We start from the raw sequence: 21,149 nt of genomic DNA on the forward strand, positions 1-21,149 counted from the left end.
TTTTTGTGAAAATACTTGTTTTAAACGGCAGCCCCCGTCCGAAGGGGAATACGGCGGCTATGGTGGATGCATTTATACGGGGAGCGAAAGATGCCGGAAATCAGATTGATGTTTTTTCGGTTTGTCATATGAAGATTGCAGGATGTCTGGGCTGCGAATACTGCCACACCAAAGGAAACGGAAACTGTATACAGGAGGATGATATGCAGAAGATTTATCCGCACTTTGAGCAGGCGGATATGATTGTACTGGCATCTCCGGTTTATTATCTGCATATCTCTGGTCAGCTTCAATGTGCCATTACCAGAACCTATAACATCGGGATTCCTAAAAATCTGAAAAAGGCGGCGCTTATTTTAAGCTCAGGCGCAGATGATGTTTACGATGGAGCGGTTTATTCATACCACTATGGGTTTATTGAGTATATGAAGCTTCAAGACCTCGGTGTGTTCACAGCTTATGGCGGGCAGAACAAATCAGCAGAAAAACTGGACGAATTATATCAGTTTGGACGCAGTCTGACTATATAAAAATATAACAGTAAAATGAAAGGATGATAAAAAATGAGTCATTACATTTGCAGATTGAGTGATGAGGTTGAAAGAAAACACATTCGTTACAACAACCGCTACGGAATTACCCTTGCAGGAGATTTGTATACTCCGAAAGATATGGATAAAAGCAAAAAGTATACGGCTGTTGTTGTGGGCGCGCCTTACGGCGGCGTGAAAGAACAGGGTCCCTGTGTATACGCAAACGAGCTGGCACAGAGAGGCTTTGTTGTGCTGACCTTTGATCCCTGTTATATGGGAGAAAGTGCCGGAGAACCCCGCCATGTGTCCTCACCCGATTTGTTCAGCGAGAACATCAGCGCAGGCGTAGATTATCTTGGACTTTTTCCTTTTGTAGACAGAGAAAAGATTGCAGCAATCGGAATCTGCGGCAGCGGTGGATTCTCTTTGTCAGCGGCACAGGTGGATACCAGAATCAAAGCGGTTGTCACAGCAAGTATGTATGATATGAGTGCGGCTTCCAGACTGGGGGCAGACAAAGAAACGCTTCAGAAAAACAAAGAGAGACTGTCTGCTCAGCGCTGGATTGATGCAAAGAACGGCTGTCCGGAGTGGATTCCGTCATTTCCCGAAGAGCCTGTGGATAAGGTCCCCGAAGGTCTTGATCCTGTATCCGATGAATTTTATCGTTTTTATGGTGTCAAGAGAGGACATCATCCAAATGCACAGGCGGGGTTCACCACAACAAGCGATTTGTCGTTTATGAATTATTCATTGCTTGACCATGTAGACGAAATCTCTCCTCGTCCGATCCTGATGATCGTAGGCGACAGAGCAGCGTCACGCTTCTTTAGCGAACAGGTGTATGAGAGAGCTGCCGAGCCGAAAGAACTCTATATTGTAGAGGATGCGGAGCATATCGACCTGTATGACAGAACGGACAGAATCCCGTTTGATAAAATTGAAAGTTTTCTGCGTAAAAACCTGAAATAAGCGTGAGGATATGCGTATGAGAAAAATGACCATATTGCTGATTTTTGCTGTTTTGATGTGGTGTGTAACAGGGTGTCAAAGCCCTGCATCCACACAAAGCATAGCCGATGAAAGCAGCACAGCAGAACAAGCGCGAAATAAAGAGGACGAAACACAAAGTCAGGAAGTAGAAAATCTGACAGAAAGTGAATCCAATAATATCGAGGAGGAGGAAACGATGAAAATCTCAGTAAAATCAGCAGACAATGAAATCATATATGAACTGAATAACAGCAATGCGGCAAAGACTCTTTATGAGCAGTTGCCCTTAACGATGGAGGTGGAACCTTTCAGTAACAATGAAATGACATTTTATCCGCCGCAGAAGCTTGATACCTCAGATACGCCTTTAAGCAGCGGTGAGGCAGGAACATTGTCCTACTATTCTCCTTGGGGAGACGTGGTAATGTTTTATGATTACTGCAACCCGAACGGCAGTCTGTATGGACTTGGAGAGGTTGTTTCCGGTAAGGAGAATATTGAAAAGCTTGGCGGTACGATTACGGTTTCAATATATACGGGAGAATAAGCGAAAATGGATAAGAAAAGCAGTAGAATGATTTTAATACTTACATTCGGCGTTTTTGGAATTCTTAATACGGAAATGGGGATTGTAGGAATCCTGCCGATGATTGCAGAGCAATTTCAGGTAAACATAGCTACAGCAGGCTGGCTGGTCAGTGCCTTTGCACTTGTGGTAGCCATAGCAGGACCGACTATGCCGCTTATCTGCTCCAAAATGAACCGGAAAACGCTGATGTTGATTTCGGGCGGAATTTTCATCATTACAAATATTATTTCGGCATTTGCGCCGAATTTTGCGGTACTGATGCTTGCGCGTATCGTACCGGCTGCATTTCATCCGGCGTATGTGTCAATGGCATTAACGGAAGCAGGAAAAGCAGTGAAGCCGGAAGAATCAGCAAAGGCCGTAGCAAAGGTATTTATCGGCGTATCAGCGGGAATGGTGCTTGGCGTACCCGTTACCAATCTGATTGCGGCGAACTCCTCCTTTACAGTCGCTATGGTGTTCTTTGCAGCGGTGAACATGATTGCCTTTGTCCTGACCATCTTTTTTATTCCGTCCTTGCCTGCAACAGAAACGGTATCCTATGGGAAGCAGCTTGGTGTACTGAAAAAGCCTTCTATGCTTTTATCTATTGTTATTGTTGTCTTTTTAAACGGCGCAATATTCGGCTTTTATAGTTATATTTCTGACTTTTTTGGAACGATTACAAGAATCGACGCATCTGCCATCAGTTTGTTTTTGATGTTCTATGGCGTTGCAAATATTGTTGGTAATATGATTGCCGGAAAGATTCTCACAGTGAATGCAAAGCTGTCAACATTTGTCCTGCCCTTTGCTTTGGCAGCGGCATATATCGGGTTGTTTCTGACGGGAAGAATAACGGTGGCTACAGCAATTTGTATCGTAATTATCGGAGCATTGGCAGGAATCAATTCCAATGTGAACCAGTATCTGATTACCCAAGCAGGACCGGAAGCGCCGGAGTTTTCCAACGGACTGTATCTGACCTCCGCGAATCTCGGAACCACATTCGGAACATTTATCTGCGGATTATTTATTACGGCAATAGATACACGCTATGCGTTAATAGGAACATTTATATTTGTTGCAGTTGGCTTTTCGGTAATCCTTTTGAAAATGGGAATGGAAAGATCAAGAACCACCACAGCAAATGAAGGAGGTAGAAATTAAAATGAGAAATGCAAAGTTAAGTAATGGAATTGATATACCAATGGAGGGCTTTGGTGTATTTCAGGTGCCGGAAGACCAGTGTGAGCAGGTGGTTCTGGATGCCATAGGAACAGGCTACCGCCTGCTTGATACAGCAAGCTCTTACAAAAATGAAGAAGCGGTAGGAAGTGCAGTAAAGAAAGCCATCGCCGCGGGTATAGTAAAGCGTGAAGACCTATTTATCACCACCAAAGCTTATATCCAACAAATGGGCTATGAAAAAACAGTGCAGGCCTTTTATGAATCGCTGAATAAATTGGGACTGGATTATCTGGATTTGTATCTGATTCATATGCCTCTTGGCGATTACTATGGCGCCTGGCGGGCAATGGAGGATTTGTATGAAGCGGGAAAAATCCGTGCCATCGGTGTCTGTAACTTTGACGGGGCAAGGCTGATGGATCTTTGCTACAACGTAAGAATCAAACCGATGGTAAATCAGATTGAACGGCATCCGCATTATCAAAGAACACAAGAACTTGCGATTATGAAGAAGTTTGCTATACAGCCTGAAGGATGGGCGCCATTTGCGGAAGGCTTAAAAGGGATGTTTGCAGAACCTGTATTACAGAAAATCGCAGAGAAACACAAGAAAACCGTGCCGCAGATTATTCTGCGCTGGGATATTCAACAGGGTGTCGTTATCATTCCAAAATCGGTTCACAAAAATCGTATGGAAGAAAATATGGCGGTCTGGGATTTTGAACTGGATAGTGATGATATGAAGAAAATTGAAAAACTGAATCAAAATATGCCGTCTATGCTGGATTGCTCAAAGCCAAGTGAAATCGACAGACTGTATGACTATCTGAACAACCCGGTGCTGACCAGTCTGTAAACGGAGGATATGAGCAATGATGATTATGGAAGTGGATGGCACAGCCCTCCAAATCAAACTGGAACAGAACAGTTCCGCCGATGCAATGAAAGAATTACTCCGCCAGGGTTCCATTACAATTCCCATGAAGGATTACGCCCATATGGAGAAGTTTGGTGATCTCGGTACAAGATTGCCACGCAACGATCAGCAGATTACCACAAAGGCGGGAGATGTGATTCTCTCCGAGGGGAATCTGCTGGTGATTTATTATGCGCCTAACACCTGGAAGTTCACCAGGCTTGGAAAAGTGGTGAATCTTACGGAGAAAGAACTGAAAAAGGTACTCGGTAAGGGAAATATAATGGCAACCCTTATTTTGAAAGATGAATAAGCAGGAGGTTTTGAAAATGAAGATAGCAGTTTTACAGGGAAGCCCGCATAAAAGTGGTTCTTCCAATATGCTGGCAAAGGAATTTATAAGAGGTGCAAAGGAAACAGGACACAACGTTACAGTTTTGGACGCCGCACATATGGATATGCATCCGTGCTTGGGATGTGGGCATTGCGGTATGAACGGAGAGTGTGTTCATAAAGACGACAATCAAACGATTAGAGATACCCTGCTTTCATCGGATATGGTGGTTTTTGCAACACCAATTTATTACTTTGGCGTGAGTGCACAGCTTAAAATGGTGATTGACCGATTTTATAGCTACACAATGAAATTGTCAGGGAAACACCTGAAAGCGGTTCTTATTACTGCTGCCTGGGATGACAATGAGGATGTTATGCCATATTGCGCAGGCTATTATGAAAAGCTATGCCGCTATATGAATTTTGAAAATTGCGGAATGGTACTTGGTACGGGCTGCGGTACACCGGAAACGACTAAAAAGTCCGTACATATGCAAAAAGCATATCAGCTTGGCAAGTCTGTGTAATAGGAGGTAAAACTTTTATGAAAAAGATAATGGGACTGTTTATATCAGCGATTTTTATTTTGTCACTTGTTGCTTGCGCAGCAAATGGTACGGAAAGCCCGTCAACAGCCGATAATGATACGAATCAACCTTCTGCATCGAGTTCCAACGAAGCAGAAGAATCAAATACAGTTGCCGAGCAGACGGAAAAAGATACAAAAATTCTTGTCGTATGTTTCTCTGCAACAGGGAATACAAAAGCAGTGGCAGAGAAAATAGTTGAAGTTACGGGAGCAGACTACTTTGAAATCATTCCTGCAGAACCCTATAGTGAGGACGATCTTGATTATAATGATGATAACTGCCGTGCCAATCGTGAACAGCAGGACAAAAATGAAAGACCGTCTATTTCCGGCAGCATTGAGAATATGGATCAGTATGAAGTTGTGCTGATCGGGCATCCTATCTGGTGGGGAATGGAACCACGAATTATGAATACATTTATGGAGAGCTATGATTTTTCGGGCAAGACGCTGGCAAATTTCTGCACTTCCGGAGGCAGCGGAATCGGCACGAGTACAGAAAATTTAAAGACATTATCACCGAACGCCAATTGGCTTGAAGGAAAGCGCTTTTCGGGCAGTGTGGATACAGATGAGATTCAGGAATGGATAGATTCTTTGAAATTATAAGAAAACAGCACTCAGGATATTGAAAGTCTTGAGTGCTGTTTTTTGCCTGTGCCTCTGATTGTAGAATCTCATGATTCATGGTAAAATTATGAAAAAGTGGTTTGAAAAAGTGGATATGTTCTCTTAAACGCAGAGTACATAAAAATACCCGAAAATGACTCTCGACCAATTCCCGTAGACGCAAAAAGCGGTTGACCAATTCCCCAATACGGACGTTGCGACTTGACATTCTTCCTATCCTCTCGTGCCATGTGGAAACAGTCTGCCTTCTGTCGAGAAAAGCCCAATAAATCAAAGGTTTCTGCGATTTGGGAAGAAAAATAGATGTGTGTTTCTGTTTCCGCAGAGTGATGATATAGCCAGAGGTTTACCTCAGGGGATAGGCTTTGAGGGATGGGAGATATACATTTTAGCGAAAGGATACTTTTTGGCTAAAGTTATTTCATGTCATGAGGATGAGAAGATGAGTAATGATTTTGAAAATTCACAGGAGTATAGGAAAGCACTTGAGATAGCTAAGAAGCAGGAAGAATTATATAAAAATGTTACGAAATCGATATCTCCGGAAGCATTAGCAAAATTTCAAGAACTCAGTAACAAACTAAATGAATGGAAGAATTCACTTAACAATATGCCGGGTCTTCTAAAGTTGGCAGAAATGCTCAATAATTATCAGCAAGAGGTCAGAGAAACTGAAGGTTTAACAGAAGCTGAATTTGAAGAAAAATATAGATCTGAAATTGAGTGGAGTGAAAAGTTCGGAAAAAATGGTTGGGTTATTTCAGAGCATTCAAATCCTGCAGATATTAAGAATTGGGAAAAATTATTATGTGAAGGGGAAGCAAAGGTAGCAGAGTTTTTTGATGGAGAAGATCTTGTAATTCTTGATGTGATTATAGAGGGGTTACAGGAAAAGTATGTTTTGGACGAGACACAGTTATATTTTAAGAATGGTATGCAGGCTTTTGAAAATGAAGATTATATGACTGCAGCTATGTACTTGCTTGCATTACTTGATAATAGGGTAAATAAATTAGTTGATTTCCCGAACCAACGTATGAGATACAAAGTTAAATATTCTAATGAAGGCTTTGCAAATCAAAAGGCGGAGGACTTTAGACAGCTTACCAAAAAACGAGGATTCATGTCAAAAAAAATATACTTTTTGGAAATGTATCCTTCGTTAATAGCATATTTGAATAGGATATTTATAGATGGCTCATATAAGTTCGAAAATGGCATCGAACCTCCGTATTTGAATAGAAATTGGTTAATGCACGGTCGAATAAATAGAAGTATTAAAAGATATGAATGTATACAGATTTTGAATGCGCTAAGTGTTATTGAGTTTATGTTTGCAGATAGGTAAGGAGCATTACGAATGAATAAAAGAGATGACTTTTCGCAAAAAACTATAGATAGATTATGTGAGAGAGTGGGAGGAAAATGTTCTAATCCAAACTGTAGAAGAGAAACAAAAGGCCCTCACAGCAATCCACAAAAGCGGGTATCAATCGGTGAGGCTGCACATATAACCGCAGCAGCTGAAGGTGGACCAAGATACAACCCTGACTTAACGCCAGAAGAGAGAAGTAGTATAGAAAATGGAATTTGGTTATGCAAGTCGTGTGCAAGAATGATAGATAGTGATGAAAATCAGTATCCGGCAGAATTGTTATATACATGGAAAAGTATGGCCGAGTATGAACAATTTTGTATTATAAATCAGATGGATAATTGGTTAAAATCAAATGTGGTATTTGAAAGTAGAAAAAACATAGCATGTAGGAAAGCAAAAGAAGCATTAGATAATTTGCATGGTATATTACAGTACGCATACGAATATTGGAAACATAATTTTGAGAATCGACATTATGGTTCATTTTTGGAAAATGAGATAATGGAACATTGGGTTCTGTATGAAGATGATTTAAAAAGAATTTATACATTTCAAGAGAAAAGAGTGCTTTTGAATGAGGTGCTATTAGAGTATTCACTGGATTTAGGACCGGAGATATGTCAAGAAATAAATAATTATTGTAATTATTTGAATTTCTCTTATCAAAGCGATACTTGTGGTTTATATGATAATTACTGGAGTTGCTTTTTTGAAATGTTATCTACTTGTTTTGAGATTTTAGTACGTATCAAGAAGACTGTTGATGACATATTATACCAACAATATTCTGTATGATAAGGGGATAAAACCCTTACCCCACTTTGAAAACCTATTGCATACTTTTGCTATGCAGTATAAAATCAAAGTTCAGGGGCATGTGGAGACCGTTGTTTTGTTGGGGAGGAAAACCCAGTAAACCAAATAGTTGGGAGCTTTGGGAAGGATATGTAGGTGTACTTTTGTGGTTGATCGAGATGAAATATGTTTCCGGTTACCGTGGTGGGGTAAGATAAACGCTGGCTGTAGAGCAAAAAAGAAGGCTCAACTGTATAATAAATACGAGATGACAGGCAGGAAAAATGAAAGGTGGAAAAGATGACTATTGTAGATTTTTTGGATAAGCATATTGTTTTGGTGACAACTATTTTGATAATATTTTTGTTAGTGGTAATTATAGTTTTCGCATATTTTATTCCCAAGATTTCTTTAATTAATCAAATATGGAAGGACGCAAAAGAAATAAAAGATCCATTATTATTTAGAAAATCGTATAAACAGCGTTTAATGAAACACTCTTTTGTATTTGCATCTAGCACTAGGGATAATGAAGCAGGATATAAAGAAATAAAGAAATATTTTGACAATGAAAAAGAAATTATTTTCATTCCGCTTGATACTGAAAACTTTGACGATAAATTTGATGGGTTTGACATTATTATTTATAAGGTACATGATAACGAGTTTGGTATACCATGTTCAAATGAGAACCCTTTGTACAAACGGATATCAAAATATTGTTCTGAGCAACATAAGTCATGTATTCTTGTTTGCAGACCAGGTAAGCAAATTGCTCTGTCTGAGAATGCAGTAGAATTTAATCCTTTATATGTGACAACAGTTCAATTTTATTCAAAACTGCGTGAAACATTATACATATTATTATATTTGACATGATTAAAAGCTGTACCATTATTTGTTTAACTAACCCAAATAAATGAATAGATTTACTAAAGTGAAAGTATATGATGCGGGATAGGGTTATCGTTTCAATTCCTTCATTTTTTCAGCAGCTATTTAGAATCTGTAAAAAGGATAAATCATAAAAAGACATTGGTAGCGCATTTGGAAAGGATAAATTAATCCAAGTGACTAAAGAAAATATTTTAAATAACATTCCGCCAAGTCTGGCAAATGTATTTGCACAGGAAAAATATTTCTGTATTCGAAACTGTGGTAAATGAGTTGGATAAAATGTTCGGAGGAATCAAATGGAGCAACTATTTTATGAACAAATTAAAAAAATTCTCTCTGAAGCCAGAAACAAAGTATACCAAAGTGCAAACTTTGCAATGGTAGAAGCATATTGGAATATTGGAAAGAGTATCGTGGAACAGCAGGGCGGAGAGGGAAAGGCTGAGTATGGTGCCAGATTGATAGTCGAACTATCTAAACAGATGACAGCAGATTTTGGAAAGGGATTTACTGTTGCAAACCTTAAAAATATGCGTCAGTTTTATCTTACTTTTCCAAAAGGCTACGCACTGCGTAGCGAATTGAGTTGGACACATTATCGACTGCTTATGCGCGTGGAAAATGAAAATGCCCGTGAATTCTATACAGAAGAAGCAATAAAATCAAATTTGAGCACACGGCAGTTGGAAAGGCAAATTAATTCTTTCTTTTATGAAAGGCTGTTATCCAGTCAAAATAAGGAAAAGGTTACAGAAGAAATCCAGAAATTGGAGCCTGCAAAAGTTCCAGAGGATATTATACGCGATCCATATGTATTAGAGTTTCTGGGCTTAAGTCCGAATGATGATTTTTATGAGAGCGACCTTGAAGAAGCATTGATAACACATTTGCAGAAATTCCTCTTGGAGTTGGGGCGAGGGTTTTCTTTTGTTGCCAGACAAAAGAGGATTACATTTGATGGGCGACATTTCAGAATAGACCTTGTTTTTTATAATTATATTTTGAAATGCTTTGTATTAATTGACTTAAAAATTGGAGATTTGACACATCAGGATTTGGGGCAGATGCAGATGTATGTACATTATTATGAACGTGAATTGATGAATGAAGGAGATAATCCACCCATAGGAATTGTGCTTTGTGCGGATAAAAGTGAATCTGTAGTAAAGTATACGTTGCCGGAAAATGAAACACAGATTTTTGCTTCAAAGTATAAACTATACCTTCCAAGCGAAGAAGAACTGTTACAAGAATTGCAAAGAGAGTATAGAGCATTGGAATATGATAAAGAAAAATCAAATTAACTTTACTTCAAGATAGTGTAATTTTGGTGGAGGGGTAAATTATTCATAAAGGGGTGATTTTCTTCAAAAAGGATAAGAGTGGTAGAATAATCGAAGAAATCCACACCACCATTATGTAATGAAAATATTTTTGCCATGTAGTATAAAACTCCCGTCCCATCGCATACAGAATGTGTGGTATTGATACAAAAGGAGTGACTAATAAACAAATATTAAGTAGGGGAACCGTTTATTTTATAGATGTGCTTTATTGTATAAATAATACATGAGTTTATAAGGCAATTGGAATAGTTGGATTTCTGTAACGGTACGGTTATACCTATTAAAACAAGGTTCAAAGCAGGAGGGGCCATATGACATTTAATCCAGGACTTAAAATAGGGCAAATATTAAAAAACGTAGATATTGTTGATAAGTTTAAATGTGGTAATATGGGGGGAATGAGACGATCAAAGACAACTAATACATTAGTAATCGTATCTGATTATACTAAGGGGATCTATCATGATAAATGGATTGGTGGGGTTCTTCATTATACAGGTATGGGTAAATTGGGCGATCAAGATATTAACTGGGCTCAAAACAAAACATTGGCTGAATGTGGATACAATGGGGTTGATGTGCATCTTTTCGAGGTAATGGATGCAGGTGAATATGTTTATTGTGGAAGAATTGAATTAGTTAGCGAGCCTTATATGGATATGCAACCTGGTGCAGATGGTGTCGATAGAAAAGTATGGATGTTTCCTATTCGCCCGGTTCCAGATAATGATGTAAGGAAGCCTACCATGTTTGTGTTTAAGGATATGGAGGATTATAAAGTACGTGGTAAAAATATAGATGCTGAATATGCTAGAATTCTTGCAGCTAAGAAAAAGAGTGGAATCAAAGTAAAATCCTCAACTCCTATCAATTCTTTTGTACCTAAACCAGAGCCAAAACCGCCAGTAGATGTCCCTAGGGATATTATTGGTAAGCAGGTAAAGCATAGGACGTTTGGAAAAGGGAAAATTACTGAAATTGAAGGAGCAACTATCACTGTTACATTTGATACAGTAGGGGTCAAAAAAATGGGGTATGAGTTATGCATGGAAAGGAAATTGTTAGAATTCATTTAATGGGATAAAGATGAATCATATAGTGACAATAGCTATATAATCAGAGCATATATAAGATCTAGTGCGTTTTTAAGGGGACAAGAAAATTATATATTTCTTAGAGCTGGATTATGTGCAGTGATTTTTGAAATGAGGATGGTATGAAAACAATAAAAGTTGTTGCAGCAGTTATATGTGATAAAGATAAAGTCTTTGCTACAGCTAGAGGCTATGGGGAATTTAGAGGACAGTGGGAATTTCCGGGAGGGAAAATTGAAGAAGGGGAAACACCGCAGCAGGCACTAATACGAGAGATTAAAGAGGAATTAGATGCCGATATCGAGGTTGGTGACCTGCTTAAGACAATTGAATATGATTATCCGAAATTTCATTTATCCATGGATTGTTTCTGGGCCAGGATCATAGCAGGAAAATTAATACTGAAAGAAGCAGAGGCAGCCAGGTGGTTAGGAAAAGACGAATTGGATTTGGTACGATGGCTTCCAGCAGACTTGTATATCATTGACTTGATAAAAGAGATTTTGTAGTGACTTCAAGGAATTTAAAAATCTATTCTAAAATGGGGGAAGAAGCTTCGGATGAGCTTTTGCTATTATAGTGCGAATAGGAAGCACACATGAAAATCCCGGGAGATTCGCACCAAAAAAATTGCATAAAAACTATAGATTTTATTGAAAATAAGTTTTAAAATAAGAATATATCTAAAGGATTTGTGAAATGGTACAAAATATTTTGCTGTTTTACAATAGAATTTAGATATGTTTGCTGTCGTTCCTCTCGCGGGAACGTGGATTGAAATATATCTCATGCCTCCTAAACTTTAATTTATTTCGTCGTTCCTCTCGCGGGAACGTGGATTGAAATACAACAACTCCTCTGCATTTTTTTGTGATCGTTGTCGTTCCTCTCGCGGGAACGTGGATTGAAATCATTGTTTATCGTCCTGGCTGGAGATATTATCTCCGTCGTTCCTCTCGCGGGAACGTGGATTGAAATGTATCCTAGGGGCGGCACTCGATAATGTAACCGTCGTTCCTCTCGCGGGAACGTGGATTGAAATTACTATTATTCCATCTTGCTTTACAGATACTGCAAGTCGTTCCTCTCGCGGGAACGTGGATTGAAATGTCAGATAGCCCGGAGAACGCTTTCGCAGATTTTGTCGTTCCTCTCGCGGGAACGTGGATTGAAATCGGTGACACTGGATGGAATAGAGTGTACCTTGACGTCGTTCCTCTCGCGGGAACGTGGATTGAAATTCCCTTTTGACCCAAACGTCTCCCGTCTGGAAATCGTCGTTCCTCTCGCGGGAACGTGGATTGAAATCACCTCCCTTACGCAGGAATCCATCGGACTATATGTCGTTCCTCTCGCGGGAACGTGGATTGAAATTTCTGGTTGGATGTCCTGTAACGCCCCAGAATCAGTCGTTCCTCTCGCGGGAACGTGGATTGAAATTTCGACATTGTTGACGCATCGTTCGCACAGACAGGTCGTTCCTCTCGCGGGAACGTGGATTGAAATCTGGAGCCACTCGTTAAGAATATTAAATCCCAGGTGTCGTTCCTCTCGCGGGAACGTGGATTGAAATTTGTACAAATAGCTCATCTTTAGTAACAAGAAGTGACCGTCGTTCCTCTCGCGGGAACGTGGATTGAAATAAACCAAAATCTTGATGATGGTGCACCAGCAAAGTCGTTCCTCTCGCGGGAACGTGGATTGAAATAACCGTCTTATCCGTGCGATTCTCAAATTCTACGGGTCGTTCCTCTCGCGGGAACGTGGATTGAAATTTATTAAATACATCATCAGCAATTCTCTCTACCTCGTCGTTCCTCTCGCGGGAACGTGGATTGAAATGAAAATGCTCCCGCGAAAGACTCCTCGATTTTAGTCGTTCCCCTCGCGGGAACGTGGATTTAATATGTACCAGACAGTGTAAAAAATCTCAAAATCAGTTCTTCTTCACGAGAGTGAAAGAACAGACCAGACCGAAAAATAGGGGGGATGAAGTCGTATATGGATTATTTAGCACATATCAGTGAGGACAAGCAGCGTGAGCAAAGTGTAAAAGCGCATTTAGAAGGTGTCGCAACGTATGCGGAGGAATTTGCAGCAGAATTTGGTTATGGTGACTGGGGATTTTGCTGCGGTATGCTCCACGATGTAGGAAAATACACAGCAAAGTTTCAGAGCCGTATCCGCGGAAGTGAGGTAAAGGTCGATCATGCTACAGCAGGAGCACAACTGTGTCAGAAGTTGAGTAAAGAAAAGGGTGGTTTTTATACAGCGCTTGCCTATTGTATTGCTGGTCATCATGCAGGTCTCCCGGATACGGGAGGAAGTGCTGACACTGGAGACAGAGGAACATTCATAGGAAGAATGAAGAAGAACACAGAAGACTATGAAACATACAAAGAGGAAATAACGATTCCTCAGTTAGAAACTCCATTTTTCAGGGTGGATGGTAAAAAGGATCCTAGTTTTACGATGAGTTTTTTGATTCGTATGTTGTATTCCAGTCTTGTGGATGCAGATTATCTTGATACAGAAGAGTTTATGAAACACGGCCAGACGGGAAGGAAGAATGGGCAAAGTCTTTCGGAACTTCTAGAAAAATTAAATCATCATATATCAGGCTGGATGATGAATGAAGACAGAGATACAATCAATGGTCGGAGAACAGAAATTCTGAGAAATTGTATAGAATCAGGATGTATGGAAAAGGGATTGTTTCGTCTGACGGTACCCACTGGAGGGGGAAAGACTGTTGCATCTCTGGCATTTGCTTTGAATCATGCAGTAGAACATGGAATGAAGCGTATTATTTATGTAATTCCCTATACCAGCATTATTGAGCAGAATGCAAAGGTTTTTTGTGATATTCTCGGTGAAAATAATGTGCTGGAACATCACAGCAATATAGATTATGGAGGTTCAGAAGAACTTCTACCCAAACAATTGGCAACTGAAAACTGGGATCTACCGGTAATCGTAACGACAAATGTACAGTTCTTTGAGTCTTTATTTTCTAACAAGGCTTCAAAATGCAGAAAATTACATAATATAGCAAACAGTATTATTATCTTTGACGAAGCCCAGATGCTGCCCAATGATTATTTAAAACCGTGTATTGCAGCTATGGAGGAGCTGATAAGACACTATGAAAGCAGTGTTGTATTATGTACTGCAACGCAGCCATCTTTAAGATCATTTTTTTCAGCCGACATACAATGTTTTGAATTATGCCCTCACATGGAGGAACAGTTTCGTTTTTTTAAGCGGTCCACGATTGAAAATTTAGGAACAATCTCTAAAGAAGGTCTTTTAGACAGATTGAAAACTGAAAATCAGGCCCTATGTATCCTAAACACGAAAAGAAGTGTAGGAAAAATGTATGAAGAACTAAAGGGAGAAGGTGTTTATCACCTTTCTACGTTCATGTATCCTTTACATCGTAAGGCAGTGCTGGATGTTATACGGAAGAGACTGAAAGATGGAATGAAATGTATTGTGATTGCAACCAGCCTGGTGGAGGCGGGTGTAGATCTGGATTTTAATACAGTATACAGGCAGCTTGCAGGTGTAGATTCCATGATTCAGGCAGCAGGGCGATGCAATAGAGAAGGAAAAAGAGATGTTTCAGATAGTTTTACCTATATTTTTCAATTAGAAGAATCACAGAAAATCCCTGGGCAGGAACAACAGATTGATACAGCAAAATTGGTAATCAGAAAGTATGAGGATATTTCTTCACTTGTTGCGATAGAAGAATATTTTGCCAGGCTTTATAACTTTAAAGGGGATGCACTGGACAAGAAAAAAATATTAGAAGCGTTTCAAAAAGGAAGGTTTGCGTTTGCCAAGGTTGGAAAAGAATTCAAATTAATAGAACAGGACACAAAGACGATTCTGATCCCAATAGAAACTCGTGCGAAAGAGATAGCGGAAGAGTTGAGATATAAAGGGGCTACAAAAGCACTGATCAGAGAAGCAGGACAATACTGTGTGAATGTATATGACAATCTTTTTCAGAAACTGCAGGGTGCAGGAATGATTAGCGGAGTATCGGAAGAACTGAAAGAGGATTTCTTTGTTTTACGAAGCTGCGAGGACTATTCAGAGGAAACAGGCTTGCGGGTAGATATAGAATTGGGAATGGATGTGTGGTTATAAAATGAAGAAAGGAGATGAGGACAAAAATGAGTATTGGAGTTCGTGTAAAGGTCTGGGGAGATTATGCGCTTTTCTCCCGTCCCGAGATGAAGGTAGAACGCTGCAGCTACGACGTTATGACGCCTTCTGCGGCTCGGGGGATTTTAGAGGCTGTGTATTGGCATCCGGGGATGTGTTGGAAGATTGACCGCATTCATGTATTGAAGCCCATACAGTTTACATCGATTCGGAGGAATGAGGTGAAAAGTAAGGTTTCTGCGAATAATGTATTGTCAGTTTATAATGGTGCAAAAAAGGAACTTTATATCAGTAGTAAAGAGGATATTGTCCAGAGGGCCTCTTTGTTATTAAAAGATGTGGAGTACGTCATTGACGCCCACTTTGAGATGACAGAGAAAGCCAACGATACAGACAATCCGGGTAAGTTCAAAGATATTATTATGAGACGGTTAAAGCGTGGGGAATGTTATCATACACCTTATTTTGGATGCCGTGAATTCCCCGTGAACTTCTGCCTTTGCGAAGAAGAGGTGCATGGCGCTTATGAAGTCGTGGAAGAAAAGGATTTAGGCTTTATGCTTTATGACATGGATTACTCAGATCCGGAGAATATACAGCCTATGTTTTTTCGAGCAGTGATGCGCCGGGGAATCCTGGACTTGAGAGACTGTGAGGTGGTTCGATGATACTGCAGGCATTGGTAAAGCATTATGAGACCCTGGCAGAGCAGGAGAAGGTGGCAAAACAAGGCTGGTGTCAGGCAAAGGTTTCTTATGCGTTAGATATTGATGCAGAGGGAAATCTGCTGGGAGTTATTTCAGTAAAACAGGAAGTTCAACGTGGCAAAAAGACTGCATGGGTACCACAAATGATAGAAGTCCCGGAGATGGTATCCCGTTCTTCAGGTATCGCTGCAAATTTTCTCTGCGACAATTCGAAATATATATTGGGAATTGACAAGGATGGGACAGGAAAACGTATCATGGAATGTTTTCAGGCGGCAAAAGAGAAACACTGCAGTTTGTTGGATTCTGCGCATAGTGAGGCGGCTATTGCGGTTAAAAATTTCTTTCAAAAATGGGATCCCACCAAGGCAAAAGAGAATGCGGAAATCCTTGAAAAGTGGGAGGATATCACAGCAGGTGGGAATTTGATTTTTTACGTAGGTATGGGATATGCCCAGGATGAACAGGAGATATGTGATCTGTGGGAAAAACGCCTGCGTTCAGACAGCGAAGTGTCGAGAGATGTCTGTCTTGTCACTGGTGATAAGACGGAAATATCCAGAATACATACTGCTATTAAAGGTGTTCAGGGGGCACAGCCCAGCGGGGCGGCTTTGGTATCGTTTAATGCACCATCCTTTGAATCTTATGGAAAAGAACAAAGCTACAATGCACCAGTCGGAAAATATGCAATGTTCGCCTACACGACAGCCTTGAATTATCTGCTGTCTCAAAGAGATTATGTATTCATGTTGGGGGATACGACCATTGTATTCTGGGCGGAAGATGGGGAAGAGATTTACCAGAGACTGTTCATAGATTCGATGGAGCCAGCAGAAGATAATCAGGAAATATTAAAGAGCATTTTTTCAAATCTGCAGGCGGGACGTAGTATTGACATAGAAGGAATCCAAATTAATCCAGAGCAAAAATTTTATATACTTGGGCTTGCACCAAATGCTGCGCGTCTGTCAGTGAGATTTTTCTATCAGAATAGCTTTGGGAAAATTTTATCAAATCTTCAGGTGCATTATGATGAGATGAAAATTGTAAGACCATCCTGGGATGGCCAGGAGTTCTTAGGTGTCTGGCGGATGTTGATGGAGACTCTTAACCAGAAATCGAAAGATAAAAAACCGCAGTCCAATATGGCAGCATCAGTGTTTGAAGCAATTTTATCAGGAAAAAGATATCCTGAGAGTTTATATAGTAATGTGATGATACGGATCCGTGCAGAGCAGGGAAGAATTACCCGAGGAAGAGCTGCAATTATCAGGGCCTGCCTGATACGGAATCATGAAAAACAATGGATAAAGGAGGGTGAGTTTGTGGGACTAAATGAACAGTGTAAGGATGTGGCTTATGTATTGGGACGAGAATTTGCTGTGCTGGAAGCAATTCAGGAGGACGCGAATCCAGGGATTAATGCAACAATTAAAGACAGGTACTTTAACTCAGCATGTGCGACGCCGGCATCGGTATTTCCTATCCTCCAAAAGCTTAAGAACAGTCATATTCGAAAGCTTGAGACTGGGAAAAAGATTTATTATGAAAAAATGTTGACCGAACTGCAGGGAAAGATAGAAGTGGGGAATGGAGAGTCTAGTGCATTACCTCGTCGTTTATCCCTTGAGGAGCAGGGAATGTTTATCTTAGGATATTACCATCAGGTTCAGAAACGCTATGAGAAAAAGGAGGAGAAGTAAATGAGTGAAGTAATCAAGAATAGGTATGAATTTGTTGTATTATTCGATGTAGAGAATGGGAATCCAAACGGGGACCCTGATGCAGGCAATATGCCCAGGATTGACCCTGAAAGTGGATACGGCCTGGTGACAGATGTCTGTTTAAAAAGAAAGATTCGTAATTATGTTGAGATGGTAAAAGAAGACGAAGAGGGTTACCAGATCTACATTAAAGAGAATGTACCTTTGAATCGAAGTGACAATAAAGCCTTTGAGTATTTAGGAATTGACGAAAAGGGCGTAAAGGATTTAAAGAAAAATGACCCAGGAGCAGACCAGAAGATCAGAGATTTTATGTGTAAAAATTTCTTTGATATCAGGACCTTCGGGGCTGTTATGACGACGTTTGTAAAAGCTCCCTTAAATTGTGGACAGGTCAGAGGTCCCGTGCAGCTTGGATTTGCCAGGAGTGTGGACCCAATCATCAGCCAGGAGGTGACCATTACAAGGGTAGCAATCACAACGGAAAAGGATGCAGGAATTAAGAGTACAGAAATGGGAAGAAAGAGTATTGTACCTTATGGGCTCTATAGGTTAGAAGGTTATATTTCCGCAAATCTTGCAAGAAAAGTTACAGGCTTTTCAGAGGACGATCTGGAACTTCTGTGGGAGGCAATCATCAATATGTTCGAACACGACCATTCAGCGGCAAGAGGGAAAATGTCAGTAAGGGAACTCATTGTATTCAAGCATAGTAAGGAAATGGGAGACTGTCCTGCTTATAAGCTGTTTGAAGCCGTAGAGGTGAAGCGCAAGGAGGATGTGATTTATCCGAGAAAATATCAGGACTATGAGGTTACAATCCATGAAGAGCAGATTCCGGGAACTGTGGAGATGATAAGGAAAATATAATGGAATATAAGGAAGAAGAGTATTTGATGATATCCGGCATTCAACATTTTAAGTTTTGCCGCAGGCAGTGGGCTTTGATTCATATTGAGCAGCAGTGGGCGGAAAATGTGCATACTGTGACAGGTGAATTAATGCACAAAAAGGTGCACGATCCGTATTTGGCAGAAAGTAGAAAAGATGTGTTAATAACAAGGTCACTGCCTGTATCTTCCAGAGAGTTGGGCATAAGTGGAGAATGTGATGTGGTAGAATTTCATAAGAGTGAAGATGGCGTACATATCCAGGGGCATCGGGGACTTTATCGTATATATCCAGTAGAGTATAAAAAAGGGAAGCCCAAGATTTCAGAGGAAGATATTTTACAGATGGCGGCCCAGGCCATGTGTTTGGAGGAAATGTTTTCAACAGAAGTTCCAGAAGGAGCCATTTTCTATGGTGAGACAAGGCGGCGTGAAACTGTAGAGATAACAGAAGAGCTGAGAAACCGGGTGAGAGATATGTTTCGGGAAATGCATCAGTATTATGAACGGCAGTATACTCCAAAGGTCAAGTGGAGTAAAAGCTGTAATGGATGTTCGCTGAAGGATATCTGCCTGCCAAAACTTGGGAAAACCATGGCTGTGAGGGAATATGTGAAGATGGCCTTGGAGGAAGATGAATGAAAAAATTATTAAATACTTTATATATCACATCAGAAGACAGTTATCTTGCTTTGGATGGTGAAAATATTGTTGTGCTGGATAAAGACAGGGAGGTTGGCAGGGTTCCACTGCATAACCTGGAAGGCATTGTTTCATTTGGCTATAGAGGGACAAGCCCGGCTTTAATGGGCGCATGTGCTGATCGGAATATTTCTCTTTGCTATGTAACCCCTAATGGAAGATTTTTGGCACGAGTGACAGGAAGCGTGAAGGGAAATGTCGTTTTAAGAAGGAAACAGTATGAGGCAAGCCAGGATGAGAAAGTGAGCCTTGGAATAGCGAAGAATTGTATTATTGGGAAAGTATACAATGCAAGATGGGTGTTGGAGAGGGCTGTGCGGGACCATAGTATGCAGATTGACACTGAAAAGGTGAAACGTGTTTCTGGAAAGTTGAAAGATGCTGCTATTGTGGTACAAAACTGTGAATCTATGGATCAGCTAAGAGGATATGAAGGAGAAGCTGCCAGTGTTTATTTCAGCGTATTTGACGAGATGATCCTTCAGCAAAAGAAGGACTTTACATTTACGGGCAGAAATAAGAGATCGCCAACAGATTGTGTTAATGCAATGTTATCCTTTGTGTATACTTTACTGACAAATAATATTGCATCTGCATTAGAAACGGTAGGATTAGATCCTTATGTGGGGATGATGCACACAGAACGTCCTGGAAGAGTATCGCTTGCATTGGATTTGATTGAAGAACTGCGCCCTGTGCTGGCAGATCGTTTTGTTCTTTCCATGATTAATAAAAAAGTGGTCAGTATCAAAGATTTCCTGAAAAAAGAGAATGGAGCCGTTCTTATGAAGGATGATGCCAGAAAACGTTTCCTTTCAGAATGGCAGAACAGAAAAAAGGAAACACTGACGCATCCATATTTGAAAGAAAAAGTAGAGTGGGGAATGGTTCCTTACGTGCAGGCGATGCTATTGGCAAGATATCTTCGTGGAGATTTGGATGCATATCCGCCATTTTTGTGGAAGTGAGCCCCATACTTATATATCGGGAGGAGATACGATGCTAGTATTCATTACATACGATGTCAACACAGAATCAGCAGGCGGTAAAACCAGACTCAGGAAAGTAGCCAAACAATGTGTTAATTATGGGAGACGTGTACAGAACTCGGTTTTTGAGTGTATCCTGGATAATGCACAGTGTGTCATGTTGAAATCTATTTTGACGGAAATAATAGATGAAGAGGTGGATAGCCTGAGATTTTACTATTTAGGGAATAAGTATAAGACCAAGGTGGAACATGTTGGAGTCGATCGGGGAATTGCAGTGGATGAACCTCTGATTTTGTAGTGCGAATGTGAAGCACACATGAAAACCCCGGGGGATTCGCACCAGAAAAATTGCAAAAAAACTATAGATAATATTAGAAATAAGTTTTAAAATGAGAATATGTCTAAAAGATTTTGTGAGATGGCACAAAAGGTGGTGCTATTTTGCTGGAAAATTTGGATATGTTTGCTGTCGTTCCCTTCGCGGGAACGTGGATTGAAATTGCGATATTCTTGATATATGTACAATCCGTATAGTCGTTCCCTTCGCGGGAACGTGGATTGAAATATACTGTCTTACATCCAGCTCATAATAACTCATGTCGTTCCCTTCGCGGGAACGTGGATTGAAATTTATGAAATAATTATAGATGGGAAAAAAACAAAAGGTCGTTCCCTTCGCGGGAACGTGG

General features: G+C 40.3%; 21 protein-coding genes and 2 CRISPR repeat arrays (1 of these 23 running past the window's edge). All 21 genes read left to right on the forward strand.

The features are described from left to right. The first annotated feature begins 5 nt into the window (after positions 1–5). The 21 genes from HGO97_RS20585 (at position 6) to cas2 (ending at position 20,758) form a co-directional block, all read left to right on the forward strand. Complete coding sequence (locus tag HGO97_RS20585) at positions 6–530, forward strand: flavodoxin family protein (protein WP_216244832.1); 525 nt, start codon at positions 6–8, stop codon at positions 528–530. 33 nt (positions 531–563) lie between these two features. Continuing rightward, positions 564–1,505: an alpha/beta hydrolase gene (locus HGO97_RS20590; protein WP_216244833.1), complete on the forward strand. Its 942-nt coding sequence runs from the start codon at positions 564–566 to the stop codon at positions 1,503–1,505. Positions 1,506–1,521: 16 nt separating this feature from the next. Continuing rightward, entirely contained in the window at positions 1,522–2,073 is a 552-nt protein-coding gene (locus HGO97_RS23905) for a cyclophilin-like fold protein (RefSeq protein WP_246597644.1), read from the forward strand. Between the two features lie 27 nt (positions 2,074–2,100). Beyond that, a complete protein-coding gene (locus tag HGO97_RS20600) occupies positions 2,101–3,264 on the forward strand; it encodes an MFS transporter (RefSeq protein WP_216244840.1) in 1,164 nt (387 codons plus the stop codon). Position 3,265: 1 nt separating this feature from the next. After that, positions 3,266–4,141, forward strand: a complete 876-nt coding sequence (locus tag HGO97_RS20605; protein ID WP_216244842.1) for an aldo/keto reductase — start codon at positions 3,266–3,268, stop codon at positions 4,139–4,141. A gap of 16 nt (positions 4,142–4,157) precedes the next feature. After that, on the forward strand, positions 4,158–4,514 hold the full coding sequence (locus tag HGO97_RS20610) for a cyclophilin-like fold protein (protein WP_246597646.1): 357 nt from the start codon (positions 4,158–4,160) through the stop codon (positions 4,512–4,514). A gap of 16 nt (positions 4,515–4,530) precedes the next feature. After that, the gene (locus HGO97_RS20615; RefSeq protein WP_216244844.1) at positions 4,531–5,064 is read left to right on the forward strand and encodes a flavodoxin family protein; all 534 of its coding nucleotides are present in this window, start codon (positions 4,531–4,533) and stop codon (positions 5,062–5,064) included. 17 nt (positions 5,065–5,081) lie between these two features. Next, the gene (locus tag HGO97_RS20620) at positions 5,082–5,735 is read left to right on the forward strand and encodes a flavodoxin (protein WP_216244845.1); all 654 of its coding nucleotides are present in this window, start codon (positions 5,082–5,084) and stop codon (positions 5,733–5,735) included. 328 nt (positions 5,736–6,063) lie between these two features. Further along, on the forward strand, positions 6,064–7,104 hold the full coding sequence (locus HGO97_RS20625) for a hypothetical protein (RefSeq protein WP_216244847.1): 1,041 nt from the start codon (positions 6,064–6,066) through the stop codon (positions 7,102–7,104). Positions 7,105–7,116: 12 nt separating this feature from the next. Beyond that, on the forward strand, positions 7,117–7,929 hold the full coding sequence (locus HGO97_RS20630; RefSeq protein ID WP_216244849.1) for a hypothetical protein: 813 nt from the start codon (positions 7,117–7,119) through the stop codon (positions 7,927–7,929). 300 nt (positions 7,930–8,229) lie between these two features. Next, complete coding sequence (locus tag HGO97_RS20635) at positions 8,230–8,808, forward strand: hypothetical protein (RefSeq protein WP_216244850.1); 579 nt, start codon at positions 8,230–8,232, stop codon at positions 8,806–8,808. Positions 8,809–9,122: 314 nt separating this feature from the next. Continuing rightward, on the forward strand, positions 9,123–10,130 hold the full coding sequence (locus HGO97_RS20640; RefSeq protein WP_216244851.1) for a PDDEXK nuclease domain-containing protein: 1,008 nt from the start codon (positions 9,123–9,125) through the stop codon (positions 10,128–10,130). Between the two features lie 353 nt (positions 10,131–10,483). After that, on the forward strand, positions 10,484–11,248 hold the full coding sequence (locus HGO97_RS20645) for an HNH endonuclease (RefSeq protein WP_216244852.1): 765 nt from the start codon (positions 10,484–10,486) through the stop codon (positions 11,246–11,248). Between the two features lie 140 nt (positions 11,249–11,388). Continuing rightward, a complete protein-coding gene (locus tag HGO97_RS20650) occupies positions 11,389–11,775 on the forward strand; it encodes a (deoxy)nucleoside triphosphate pyrophosphohydrolase (protein ID WP_216244853.1) in 387 nt (128 codons plus the stop codon). Positions 11,776–12,015: 240 nt separating this feature from the next. After that, positions 12,016–13,173: a CRISPR direct-repeat array (repeat unit 32 nt; unit sequence GTCGTTCCTCTCGCGGGAACGTGGATTGAAAT). 94 nt (positions 13,174–13,267) lie between these two features. Next, positions 13,268–15,424, forward strand: coding sequence for a CRISPR-associated helicase Cas3' (gene cas3, locus HGO97_RS20655; protein WP_216244854.1), 2,157 nt, complete (start codon positions 13,268–13,270; stop codon positions 15,422–15,424). Positions 15,425–15,450: 26 nt separating this feature from the next. Then, positions 15,451–16,110, forward strand: a complete 660-nt coding sequence (cas5c, locus tag HGO97_RS20660; RefSeq protein ID WP_216244925.1) for a type I-C CRISPR-associated protein Cas5c — start codon at positions 15,451–15,453, stop codon at positions 16,108–16,110. Further along, entirely contained in the window at positions 16,107–17,855 is a 1,749-nt protein-coding gene (gene cas8c, locus HGO97_RS20665; RefSeq protein WP_216244855.1) for a type I-C CRISPR-associated protein Cas8c/Csd1, read from the forward strand. Before cas5c ends, cas8c begins: the two co-directional genes overlap by 4 nt. Then, positions 17,856–18,746, forward strand: a complete 891-nt coding sequence (gene cas7c, locus HGO97_RS20670; protein WP_216244856.1) for a type I-C CRISPR-associated protein Cas7/Csd2 — start codon at positions 17,856–17,858, stop codon at positions 18,744–18,746. It abuts the gene before it with no gap. After that, on the forward strand, positions 18,746–19,408 hold the full coding sequence (cas4, locus tag HGO97_RS20675) for a CRISPR-associated protein Cas4 (RefSeq protein WP_216244857.1): 663 nt from the start codon (positions 18,746–18,748) through the stop codon (positions 19,406–19,408). Before cas7c ends, cas4 begins: the two co-directional genes overlap by 1 nt. Continuing rightward, positions 19,405–20,436 carry a type I-C CRISPR-associated endonuclease Cas1c gene (gene cas1c / locus HGO97_RS20680; protein WP_216244859.1) on the forward strand — a complete coding sequence of 344 codons (1,032 nt, stop codon included), beginning with the start codon at positions 19,405–19,407 and terminating at the stop codon, positions 20,434–20,436. The genes cas4 and cas1c overlap by 4 nt, the downstream gene beginning before the upstream one ends. A 31-nt stretch (positions 20,437–20,467) precedes the next feature. Next, on the forward strand, positions 20,468–20,758 hold the full coding sequence (gene cas2, locus HGO97_RS20685) for a CRISPR-associated endonuclease Cas2 (protein WP_216244861.1): 291 nt from the start codon (positions 20,468–20,470) through the stop codon (positions 20,756–20,758). A gap of 170 nt (positions 20,759–20,928) precedes the next feature. After that, a CRISPR array of direct repeats spans positions 20,929–21,149; the repeat unit is 32 nt; unit sequence GTCGTTCCCTTCGCGGGAACGTGGATTGAAAT (it continues 738 nt past the right edge of the window).

The sequence above is a fragment of the Faecalicatena faecalis genome, from assembly GCF_012524165.2.
In the GTDB taxonomy this organism is placed as follows: domain Bacteria; phylum Bacillota; class Clostridia; order Lachnospirales; family Lachnospiraceae; genus Faecalicatena_A; species Faecalicatena_A faecalis.

Excerpts from the sequence above, each read along its gene's own strand:
- cas8c (WP_216244855.1), top strand. The coding sequence starts at position 16,107 with ATGATACTGCAGGCATTGGTAAAGCATTATGAGACCCTGGCAGAGCAG.
- cas4 (WP_216244857.1), top strand. The coding sequence starts at position 18,746 with ATGGAATATAAGGAAGAAGAGTATTTGATGATATCCGGCATTCAACAT.
- HGO97_RS20615 (WP_216244844.1), top strand. The coding sequence starts at position 4,531 with ATGAAGATAGCAGTTTTACAGGGAAGCCCGCATAAAAGTGGTTCTTCC.
- HGO97_RS20630 (WP_216244849.1), top strand. The coding sequence starts at position 7,117 with ATGAATAAAAGAGATGACTTTTCGCAAAAAACTATAGATAGATTATGT.
- HGO97_RS20590 (WP_216244833.1), top strand. The coding sequence starts at position 564 with ATGAGTCATTACATTTGCAGATTGAGTGATGAGGTTGAAAGAAAACAC.
- cas3 (WP_216244854.1), top strand. The coding sequence starts at position 13,268 with ATGGATTATTTAGCACATATCAGTGAGGACAAGCAGCGTGAGCAAAGT.
- HGO97_RS23905 (WP_246597644.1), top strand. The coding sequence starts at position 1,522 with ATGAGAAAAATGACCATATTGCTGATTTTTGCTGTTTTGATGTGGTGT.
- HGO97_RS20610 (WP_246597646.1), top strand. The coding sequence starts at position 4,158 with ATGATGATTATGGAAGTGGATGGCACAGCCCTCCAAATCAAACTGGAA.
- HGO97_RS20620 (WP_216244845.1), top strand. The coding sequence starts at position 5,082 with ATGAAAAAGATAATGGGACTGTTTATATCAGCGATTTTTATTTTGTCA.
- HGO97_RS20650 (WP_216244853.1), top strand. The coding sequence starts at position 11,389 with ATGAAAACAATAAAAGTTGTTGCAGCAGTTATATGTGATAAAGATAAA.
- cas5c (WP_216244925.1), top strand. The coding sequence starts at position 15,451 with ATGAGTATTGGAGTTCGTGTAAAGGTCTGGGGAGATTATGCGCTTTTC.
- HGO97_RS20640 (WP_216244851.1), top strand. The coding sequence starts at position 9,123 with ATGGAGCAACTATTTTATGAACAAATTAAAAAAATTCTCTCTGAAGCC.
- cas7c (WP_216244856.1), top strand. The coding sequence starts at position 17,856 with ATGAGTGAAGTAATCAAGAATAGGTATGAATTTGTTGTATTATTCGAT.
- HGO97_RS20600 (WP_216244840.1), top strand. The coding sequence starts at position 2,101 with ATGATTTTAATACTTACATTCGGCGTTTTTGGAATTCTTAATACGGAA.
- HGO97_RS20605 (WP_216244842.1), top strand. The coding sequence starts at position 3,266 with ATGAGAAATGCAAAGTTAAGTAATGGAATTGATATACCAATGGAGGGC.
- HGO97_RS20635 (WP_216244850.1), top strand. The coding sequence starts at position 8,230 with ATGACTATTGTAGATTTTTTGGATAAGCATATTGTTTTGGTGACAACT.
- HGO97_RS20645 (WP_216244852.1), top strand. The coding sequence starts at position 10,484 with ATGACATTTAATCCAGGACTTAAAATAGGGCAAATATTAAAAAACGTA.
- cas2 (WP_216244861.1), top strand. The coding sequence starts at position 20,468 with ATGCTAGTATTCATTACATACGATGTCAACACAGAATCAGCAGGCGGT.
- cas1c (WP_216244859.1), top strand. The coding sequence starts at position 19,405 with ATGAAAAAATTATTAAATACTTTATATATCACATCAGAAGACAGTTAT.